Below are 9,806 nucleotides of genomic sequence, written 5' to 3' on the forward strand. Positions count from 1 at the left end.
TCATGTCGAACGGGGTTGCGCTGCCTGTGAACGCGCCGCGCCAGCGTGTGGATGCGGCCACACCGCCCCCGACGCTACCGCGCATCGAACTGCAGATACTTGTGCGCGAAGGCGATTGCCATACTCCCCTCGCCGACCGCCGAAGCGACGCGTTTGACGGGGCTCAACCGCACATCCCCGCAGGCGAACACGCCGGGCACGCTCGATTCGAGCAGGTACGGGTCGCGCCTATGGGACCAGCGTCCCGCCTTGACGACATCGTCACCTGTCAGAACATAGCCGCGTGCGTCGCGCGCGATTTCCGCCGGCAACCAATCCGTTTCCGCATCAGCGCCGATGAAAACGAACAAGCCGCCACAGTCGCAGCGGCGCGCCTCCGCGCTCGTTCCATCGCGCACGTCGATCGCGCTCAGACACGTATCGCCGTGTGCCCCGACGACCTCCGATCGCAACTGCACCGCGACATTATCCTTGCCGGCAATCTGCTCGATCAGATAGCGCGACATGCCTTTCTCGAGCGAATCGCCTCGCACGACGAGCGTCACCCTGCGCGCGTGATTGGCGAAATAGAGTGCGGCCTGTCCAGCCGAATTGCCACCGCCGATCAGATGAACATCTAGTCCATGCGTTGCGCTCGCTTCGCTGCGCGACGCGCCGTAGTAGATTCCCTTGCCAATGAAGCGGTCGAAGCCATCGATGGCGAGGCGCCGCCATGTCACCCCCGTCGCGAGAATAATCGTCTGCGAGCGAACGACATCGCCGCCGTCGAGGTGAATCTCGCGTCGTTCAGCATCGATTCGCGCGACGGACCGCGTGACCAGAATCTCGGCGCCGAGCCGCCTCGCCTGCTGTAGCGCGCGGCTTGCGAGCTCGTCGCCGGAAACGCCGTTCGGGAAGCCCAGATAGTTTTCGATGCGCGACGATGTGCCGGCCTGCCCGCCCGGCGCCTCGCGCTCCAGCACCAGCGTGCGCAGGCCTTCTGATGCGCCGTACACTGCGGCGGCCAGGCCGGCCGGCCCGCCGCCGATGATCGCCGTGTCGTATTCGGCGAAGCGAGGCTGGGTCTGCAAACCCAGCAAGCGTGCAAGCTCGCGCGTCGCGGGCCGGCTCAACACCGTTCCGTCGACGAGCCGCAGCGCGGGGCACTCCGTGTCGGACGGAACGGTGCCGGGCCAGCGCGCCGGCAGTTCGGGCGCGTCGGGCGTCATCCAGTCATGGCTGATCTGATTGCGTGCGAGGAACTGGCGCAGCGCGGTACAGGCGTCGTCCCAGCGATTCCCGACGATGGTCACGCGTGCCTTCGGCGGTTCGGCGGAGAGGTTCTGAAGGCCGCCGATACGCTCGCGCGCAAGGGCCCCCATCTTGAACGCAACCTCCGGCGACGCGGCAGCGAGCGCGTAATAGCGCTGTGCATCCATGCGCATGACGCGCGAAGGCTCCGCGGCTCGATACGCGCCCGGAAACGGCGAACTCAGCGCAAGCGGCACTTCGCCGAAGATGGTGCCCGGCAGACGCCAGCCCAAAGTGCGCTCGATGCCGTCGAACGTCTTGATGACTTCCATCTTGCCTGAGAGCACCGCATAGAGCGCGCGTTCGCCGCCTTCATGGACGGCGAATTCGCCCGCGCACAAATGCAGGTCGGCGGACGTGTGCGCAAGACTCTCCAGTTCGTTGTCGGGAAGCGTCGAGAAGAGCGGAACTGCCCGGATGTCGTCGATGGTCAGCATGGCTTCGTCCTGTCTGGCAGGTGCCGTAAGACCCGGACCACGAGGCCTCGTGGTCGTCACATCCGACGAAAGGACATGCGCGGGCAAACGGCTGAGCGATACGGTTACGGCGTCGTTTGTTTTCTGGTCGCTGGGCTCATCGAACGCGCCCGGACGCTTATGCCGACGCATATCCCAAGCGCACGGAGCCAGTATATGACTTCCTGATACGAATGCTCACTCGTTGGTGCGCTGTCGAACGTTCATAAAGAATGCCGTTCAGTCGGTTGACTGAACGGCATTGCAGCTTCAGCCGAACACTTCTTGCGCCGCAACTGATACAGGCCGAATCGAGACTCAGGGTTCGAAGCTGAACGCGTAGATCCTGTCGTCGCCAGCGATGTAGAGTCGTCTGCCGGCCGCCATGATGGTCGCAAAGTGCCGCAGGCCTTGAATACGGTCTTCGTCCCGACCGCCGGCAAACACAGGCTGGCCGTTGTCTCCCCGGAAGCCGTGCAGCTTGTTGTCGCCCTCCGCGCCCGCGATCCATACGATGCGATCCGCGGCGCCGTCGCTAGTCGTGGTGACTGGGCTCCCCGCACCGTCCACCCGAGCACACCAGGCGGTGCCGATGCCGCCGCGTGACGCAGCGACGATCCGCAACACGACCAGGCCCGCTCCGTCCTGCCCTGCTGGGCAAGCGACGCCGCTGCCATGGAATGCGATGTACACGCCGTTCTGCGCCGGGTAGGATGCCGGTCCCGTGCGGATTTCCGGGCTCGACACCTGCTGCACGACAAGCGCGCCACCAATGCCGCCCAGATTGTCCCGATCCAGCACATAGGCTTTGCCATCCTTTCCCAGCCCGACGATCAGCCGACGTCCGCCAAGATCGATCGGCATCGGATTGGTGCCGCCCACATCGAGGTCGCTCTCATCCAGCTCACGCCAGTTGGCAGGCGCAAACGTGTCGCGTCCGCTCGCGGGCCGCTTCAGATCGGTGGCAAGCCGGACGATAGCTTCGCCGTCGGCCCAGCTCTCGACGCCCCCGGTATTGCCCGTCGCGACGAACAGCGACCTGTCGGCCACGACGATGCCTCCTGGCGCCCAAATTCCACCTTTGACGCCGCGGGTCATCCAGACGCCGGACACGCCGGCACTGTCGAGTCGCAAGCCGACCACCCAGCCGTGATAGCCGCCGCAGTCACCGAAATTGCCGCCGTACGGTACGAAGAGCTGGCCGTCGAGGATGACCAGCGCACCTCGTTCGCTCTGCACGCGCGAATCAAACGACATTCCTCGTGCGCGCAGGCCGGCCGCGATGTCCACGGGCCAACCGGGCAGCACAGAGCCATTGCGCAAGGACAGGCCATACACGAGATGCGCCGGCCCACCCTGGCGGCCCACCAGCGCGTCGAGGTAGAGCGTGCCCGTGGCAGGATCGATCACCGGCGTGCCCGTAATGCCAACGGGATCGACGTTGCCGCACGGCAATGCCGAACGCGGCACGGGAGGCCCGAGCACAGTACGCCAGACGACATGGCCCGTTGCCGCATCGAGTGCATAGACGGCGTTCGCCTGCGTAGCGGCGATCACCAGCCCGGCCGCCGAATCGGGCGGACGCCAGTACAGAGGCTGGGCATAAATATGGCCGTCGACCCTGCCGTCGAAGCGGGAGTCGCGATGGAGGTGCGACGCGCTTTGCCAAGTCAGGCCGGGCACGACATATTGTCCGCTTCGGTCGCCGGTGCGGTGATAGCCGGGAACGGCGTCGACGCCCTGTGCCCGGACCGCGCTCAGACAAGCGCATGCAATACAGAGGACGAGAATCCTCAAGGCTGGATTAGCGACAGTCACATGCGTCTCCTTGCCCATCCCTTCGGAAAAGCTGCTGACATGCGGCCACCCGGTTCGACCGGGTTTGCCCGATAAATGGCAACCACCGCCTTACGACGACGTTGCGCCTGACGTGAGCCCAAGCGGCTCCACCGGGCGACGACTGCGTGCAAGGCGATCGTGCACGTCCGGCGCCGTCAAGCGATCCACCCGTATCGTCCGCCGATAGCAAGAGCATCGCCGCAGCCACACCGCGCTTTTTGTGCGCAGTTCCTATACTTTTGAAACCATAGCGCGTAAAGGCACCACAGAACAGCAAGCCTTGGCGAATTTCGAATCGTCCCACGATCATGAAACGTACGACCGTGCCTGGCGGCATCGCGCCCCCTGTGCAGGCCGTATCACTGCCACGCGACAGAACAGAATCAGGAGGAAGACATGGGACACTCCGCCCCCACGGCGCCCGAAGTCCACCAGGTCGGCGCGCACGGTGAGACTCGCAAAGCCCTCCCGTCGCTCGCGCTTGCCGCTCTCGGCGTCGTCTATGGCGACATCGGCACGAGTCCGCTCTACACGCTGTCAACTGTCTTTGATTCAAACAACGGGCTGCCGCTTAACGCATTCAACATCGTCGGCATCGTCTCGCTGATCTTCTGGTCGTTGATGGTGATCGTGTCGCTAAAGTACGTGGTGCTGGTCCTGCGCGCAGACAACCACGGTGAAGGCGGCATCATGGCGCTGCTCGCGCTGGCGGCTTCTTCCGTTTCGACGCGGCCACGGCTTCGCCGCGCGCTGCTCATCGTAGGCGTCATGGGGGCCGCGCTCTTCTTCGGAGACAGCGTGATTACGCCGGCAATCTCCGTATTGAGCGCCGTCGAAGGTCTCGAGGTTGCGGCACCGACGCTGAAGACGTTCGTGATTCCCGTGACGCTGGCGGCGCTCATTGCACTCTTCATCATGCAAAAGCACGGCACGAGCGGCATCGGCGCCGTGTTCGGTCCGGTGATGGTGTTGTGGTTTGTCGTGATCGGCATCGCGGGGCTCGCCAATATATTCGCGGCGCCCGTCATTCTGATTGCGCTCAATCCGCTGCAAGGACTCGGCTTTTGCCTGCATCATCGCTGGCTTGCGTTCGTCGCGCTCGGCGCCGTCGTGCTGTCCCTGACCGGCGCCGAAGCGCTCTACGCGGACATGGGCCATTTCGGCAAGCGCCCGATTCGCGTCACATGGTTCGGCATCGTGTTTCCAGCGCTCGCGCTCAACTATCTTGGCCAAGGAGCGCTTTTGCTCGCCCATTCCGGCGCGCTGGAGAGCCCTTTCTATCACCTGTTTCCGCAGTGGGCGATCTTCCCGATGATCGTCCTCGCGACGATAGCAACGGTCATCGCCTCGCAGGCAGTGATATCCGGCACCTACTCGATGACGAAGCAGGCGATGCAGTTGTCCCTTCTGCCTCGCATGAACGTGGTCCACACATCCGAGCAGGAAATCGGCCAGATTTACGTGCCCGGCATCAACTGGGCACTGCTCGGCGCAGTGGTGGCGGCCGTGATCGGCTTCGGCTCATCGACCGCTCTCGGCGCCGCATATGGCATCGCGGTCACGGGCACCATGCTGATCACGACCTTGCTGACGTTCTTCGTCGTCCGCTACGCGTGGCATTACAACTGGCTGCTGTGCGTGTTCGCGACCGTGTTCTTCATCGTGATCGATGCGATGTTCTTCTCCGCAAACCTGTTGAAGATCGTTGCGGGCGGCTGGTTTCCGCTCGTGATCGGCGCGGTGGCGTTCACGATCATGGCGACCTGGGGCCGCGGCTGGGAAATGATGCTGGCTGAAGCGCGCGTGCGCGCCGGCGCGACTCCCCTCAAACCGTATCTGACATCGCTGCTTGCGCGGGCCCCGTTGCGTGTCGGTGGCACGGCGATTTTCCTGACGCCCAACCCGGATGCCGTGCCGCATGCGCTCGTCAATAACCTGAAGCACAATCAGGTGCTGCATGAATGCGTGGTATTCCTGACGGTGACCACGAAGGAGATACCATGGGTGCCCGACAGCGAACGCTTGAAATTGCAGCCGCTAGGCCCGGGCTTTTATCAGGCGACAGTCACTTACGGATTCAAAGACGAAGTCGATCTGCCGAAGGCGCTCACGGAGTGCACGACGGAGGGACCTGCGTTCGAGCTGTCGGCAACCTCGTGGTTCCTGAGTCGCGCGACGGTCGTGCCGAGGCCGGGCAGTGGAATGGCGCTATGGCGCGAACGCCTATTTGCAGTGATGCTGCATAACGTCGGCAATGTTGCCGCGTTCTTCAGGCTGCCTGCCAACCGTGTATTCGAAGTTGGTGCACGGGTAGAGATCTAGCTTACGGGCATCATGCCGTCTCCTTTCCAGCATGGCCCGCGTCGCCGTGCAAGCACGTTCTATTCGCTTCGAATTGCGCCGGGATATCGACAGTGTGGTTACGCCACCAACTTGCCACTAACGTGCCAGCTTCTGATGCTCGCGGAATCGCTCATGATAACGCTCGATCAAATTCACTTCAGGTTCAAGCGCCACCCGCTCTCGTCATGGTGACTTCGTCTATGGAAAACACGCCAAAGGTTGCGCTCGTATTTGCATCCGCTCGATTCAAGACCTTTGGGAGCACGTTGACTACGATCCCAGTCCTGCTGTTTTGACGCGTAGTAACGCCGCGTTTCGCACCTAACATCATGTCAGTACGAGTATTGAGGAGACGAACATGAACCTCGCCGGCAAGACACTATTCATATCAGGCGGCAGTCGCGGTATCGGACTTGCCATCGCGCTCCGGGCGGCACGTGACGGCGCGAACATTGTGATTGCAGCGAAGACAGCCAACCCGGACCCGCGCCTCGAGGGCACGGTACATACAGCGGCGGCGGCCGTGGAAGCGGCGGGCGGAAAGGCGCTTGCGCTGGTCGTCGACATTCGCGACGAGGAGCGCGTAAAGGGCGCAGTTGCGCGGGCCGTTGAGGTGTTCGGCGGCATCGACATACTGGTGAACAATGCGAGTGCCATCCGCCTGACGGGAACGCTGGATACGCCCGTCAAGCGATACGACCTCATGCATGGCGTGAACGGCAGAGGCACGTTTGTCTGTGCCCAGGCGTGCCTGCCTCACCTCGTCAATTCGCCGAATCCACACATCCTTACACTGTCGCCGCCGCTAGTCACAGACCCGAAGTGGTTCAAGGATTTCCCGGCCTACACCATCGCCAAGTACACGATGAGCCTGTTCACACTCGCGCTAGCGGGCGAGTTCAAGGACCGTGGCGTCGCTGTAAATTCGCTGTGGCCGCGAACCGCGATTGCGACAGCCGCCGTGCGAAACGAAATTGGTGGCGCAGAGATGATTGCCGCGTGTCGAAAGCCAGAGATAGTCGCCGACGCCGCCCACTACATACTGACTCGCCCATCCAGGGAGTGCTCGGGAAATTTCTTTCTCGATGATGAAGTGCTATTGGCGGCTGGTGTCCGGGACTTTTCGCAATACGACGTCCAGGCTGGCGCGGCATTGCAGGCGGATTTCTTCGTTGAGGCCTTGCCCGGCATGCTGCGGGCAGACAACATGACGAAGGCAAAGCCGGGTCCGTGACGTCCAGCACGGCGACCCGCGCGCCTTCAGCCGCAAAGCGCCGGCAGGCCTGCGACGAACTGATTCACGCGATCAACAAGGCAGGTTATTCGCGCGAAATCGGTGTGATCGTGTTGGCGGGCGCAGGCGACAAGGCATTCTGCACGGGCGGCGACCAGTCGGCGCACGAAGGCCAGTGCGACGGTCGCGGCACGATCGGCTTGCCGATGGAAGACGAACCGCGCAAGAAACGCGGTCCCGTACCCCGGATCGACCGAGCCGACCTTGGGGCCCGCCTGAGCGAACACGGCTTTCTCCGAAGCGATCGTGAAGTCGCAGATCGTGCACAGCACGTTGCGAGGGATACTATTGCGACGCCGCGAGCGCCTTGCGTCGCATCGCAATACGTCAGCATATTGACGTATACTAGTTTCGTGCAACATCAAAAACAAGAACCGCCATACTAGGAGAATCCCTTGGCGAATTCCCCAAAAAACCGACCGTCTGTCAAGATCGAACTGGCCAACAGACTATTCTTTCGCCTCTATCAATGCGCAAATATGTTGCATAAAACCGGGACGAGAGCCGTGGCGGCCGAGGGGTTGACGACACAACAGTGGGCCGTGCTCGGCGCGCTATCGCGTGAAGAGGCGGAAGGGGGGATGAGCGTGGGCGATCTCGCCCGTTACCTGATGGTCAGCCGTCAGAACCTGTCCGGGCTGATCAGCCGGATGGAGCGCGATGGGCACGTGTCGGGTGCCGCGGACGGGCGCGATCGCCGTTCGCGGCTGATCACGATGACCGAGTCGGGCCGCAGGCTGTGGGTCCAGCAGGCGACGCCGAAGATCCACGAATACTACGAGCAGGTTCTAGAGGATTTTTCCGTCGATGACGTCACGCATACGCTGCACTATCTTCTGAAGCTGCTCGACAACATGAAACGGCTGGACGACGTAGCCGAACCCGCAGATGAATGAACGAGGCACGCCTCCTGAAGATCACGGGGAATATTCAGGGGCGCGCTGCGCGGATTGGAGTTCGGATCGAGCGTGGCCTACTATCGCGACCTCGTCTCGCTCCACCGCTTTTCGGTCGAGCGCGATAGATCGCAGCGGCACTGCGTTTCCCGCGAAAGCCGCCACGCTCATGGCCGTTGGCTCCGTCGTTCCAAAGCCGTCCGCCGCGCGTTTGCCTCGATGGTTTGACTGCCAGCCGTCTGACGCCAGCAAGTGTTCCCGATCACACGCTCCCTGGTGACGCCTGGCCGGTCGGCAGCGGGTTGGCGCTCGCCGGAGTGTTCGACGGCTTCGCCTGCTCAAGAATCGTTTTCCGGCGGTCTTCTCTTGCGGCGATGAGCTCGTCAAGCTCCCGTTCAAGATCGGCGTCCGCGGCGCCAGGATTCCACCGTGCGGCGCCATGCTTCTTTCGCGTCAGGCTCGCCAGCACGAGCGCCCGTTTCGCCAGTTTCGCGCACTCGAATTCCACACGGTCACAGACATCAGAGGCAAGCGCGTATTCCCACGTCGAGCCGACATACTCACGTGCGTAGTGGACTGTCGCCGGGAAGTCGCGCAGAAGGGACGTGTTCCTGTGATCCAGCCACTTCCATTCGATCGTGGGATACGTGAAATCGGGCACATGAACGCCATTCACCGGCTGGCTGTTATTCGTGCGGATCGCTTCGTCCGATGCCCAATCCGCCTTGTGCATCATCGCGCGACAGGTGCGCGCGTATTTCTCCAGCGAGAGCGCGACCTCCAGTGCAGCATCCCGCCGCTCGCGACGATGGTCGCGGCTGTCTCTGTACGCGTTCCAGCCGATCGCCACGACCGAGCCGATGACACTCGACGGGACGACGATCCTGAGCGTGCTCTGCCAGTCGAGCTGCTGTACTACCTGAAACCATGCCGGTGTCATGTCCTAACTCTCCGACGCGTGCGCCATCTGCCTGTTTTTGAGGTCCGCCTGTACCGCAGCGAGAAGGCGCGCTTTGCCTATACGGGGGCATATCACGGCGCCGCATCTTCTTCTCGCGTTTTGTCGCAGGATTGTAAAGGCAGCGCGCGCGGGAAAGGTTGTGAAAAAGCCGCACCGACGCGCAATGGGCTATGTCGCTTATCCCGCTTCCGGCACGCTTCTGGCGCGCTTATGTCCCGCTTCTGGCCGTTCAACAGCCCACAGAGGAGACGGCACATCGATTAGTGCGCCGGGCACTTCCCACAAACGATCACCGTCCTCGGCCGCACCTGATGAGTGCCTCACCAGCCGATGCATCATTCGATTCTTCTGGCAAATGGGGAGGGAAATTCGGCACATCGCTTGCTGCCTTCATGCGGCGGGCATCTGTTGGCTACGTGTAAAGCCGACGTACACGGCTCGCCTCTTCTCGCCGAGTTTTGCAGGGAGGAAAACCATGTCCACCCGTTCCTATACGTCGTATCGCGGTTGCAACATCGAAGTTCACGTCACGCCAGCAAAGGCGCGTGCACTCGGCGGCATATATCGGCGCTTCCGTGTTTCGTGGACAGTTTCTTTGCCTGGGAATCTCTGCAAAAGTCCTGGCACTGACGTGAGCGTGAACTATCCTGGGATGGGGATACTTCAAGGAGCGGCGAGATGACACAGCTTGGTCTTGGTCTGGATCTGTCGACGAAGCGCACCCGCAA

Annotated in this window: 6 protein-coding genes and 2 pseudogenes; 4 read left to right on the forward strand and 4 right to left on the reverse strand. The window is 62.4% G+C overall.

Annotation, left to right across the window (positions count from 1 at the left end; translation table 11 throughout):
- Positions 1-74: 74 nt before the first annotated feature.
- Positions 75-1,727 (reverse strand): FAD-dependent oxidoreductase, encoded by a 1,653-nt coding sequence (locus AB4Y32_RS18885; protein ID WP_368722792.1) that lies wholly within the window; start codon positions 1,725-1,727, stop codon positions 75-77.
- A gap of 336 nt (positions 1,728-2,063) precedes the next feature.
- Complete coding sequence (locus tag AB4Y32_RS18890; RefSeq protein WP_368722793.1) at positions 2,064-3,563, reverse strand: hypothetical protein; 1,500 nt, start codon at positions 3,561-3,563, stop codon at positions 2,064-2,066.
- Positions 3,564-3,980: 417 nt separating this feature from the next.
- On the opposite strand from AB4Y32_RS18890, the gene AB4Y32_RS18895 reads away from it, so the two are divergent.
- The 3 genes and pseudogenes from AB4Y32_RS18895 to AB4Y32_RS18905 all read left to right on the forward strand — a co-directional run.
- Positions 3,981-5,906 (forward strand): potassium transporter Kup, encoded by a 1,926-nt coding sequence (locus AB4Y32_RS18895; protein WP_368722794.1) that lies wholly within the window; start codon positions 3,981-3,983, stop codon positions 5,904-5,906.
- Positions 5,907-6,285: 379 nt separating this feature from the next.
- Positions 6,286-7,161, forward strand: coding sequence for an SDR family oxidoreductase (locus AB4Y32_RS18900; RefSeq protein ID WP_368722795.1), 876 nt, complete (start codon positions 6,286-6,288; stop codon positions 7,159-7,161).
- A gap of 32 nt (positions 7,162-7,193) precedes the next feature.
- Positions 7,194-7,376, forward strand: a pseudogene (locus AB4Y32_RS18905) (enoyl-CoA hydratase-related protein); the annotation flags it as partial.
- An 18-nt stretch (positions 7,377-7,394) separates the two neighbouring features.
- On the opposite strand, the pseudogene AB4Y32_RS40695 reads toward AB4Y32_RS18905, so the two are convergent.
- A pseudogene (locus tag AB4Y32_RS40695) lies at positions 7,395-7,583 on the reverse strand (hypothetical protein); the annotation flags it as partial.
- A gap of 117 nt (positions 7,584-7,700) precedes the next feature.
- Between AB4Y32_RS40695 and AB4Y32_RS18915 the strand changes: the two are divergent.
- Positions 7,701-8,117 (forward strand): MarR family transcriptional regulator, encoded by a 417-nt coding sequence (locus tag AB4Y32_RS18915; RefSeq protein WP_087733071.1) that lies wholly within the window; start codon positions 7,701-7,703, stop codon positions 8,115-8,117.
- Positions 8,118-8,379: 262 nt separating this feature from the next.
- On the opposite strand, the gene AB4Y32_RS18920 is transcribed toward AB4Y32_RS18915, so the two are convergent.
- A complete protein-coding gene (locus tag AB4Y32_RS18920) occupies positions 8,380-8,967 on the reverse strand; it encodes a hypothetical protein (protein WP_368722796.1) in 588 nt (195 codons plus the stop codon).
- Between the last annotated feature and the right edge of the window lie 839 nt (positions 8,968-9,806).

Source organism: Paraburkholderia phymatum, from assembly GCF_040965635.1.
Classification (GTDB): domain Bacteria; phylum Pseudomonadota; class Gammaproteobacteria; order Burkholderiales; family Burkholderiaceae; genus Paraburkholderia; species Paraburkholderia phymatum_B.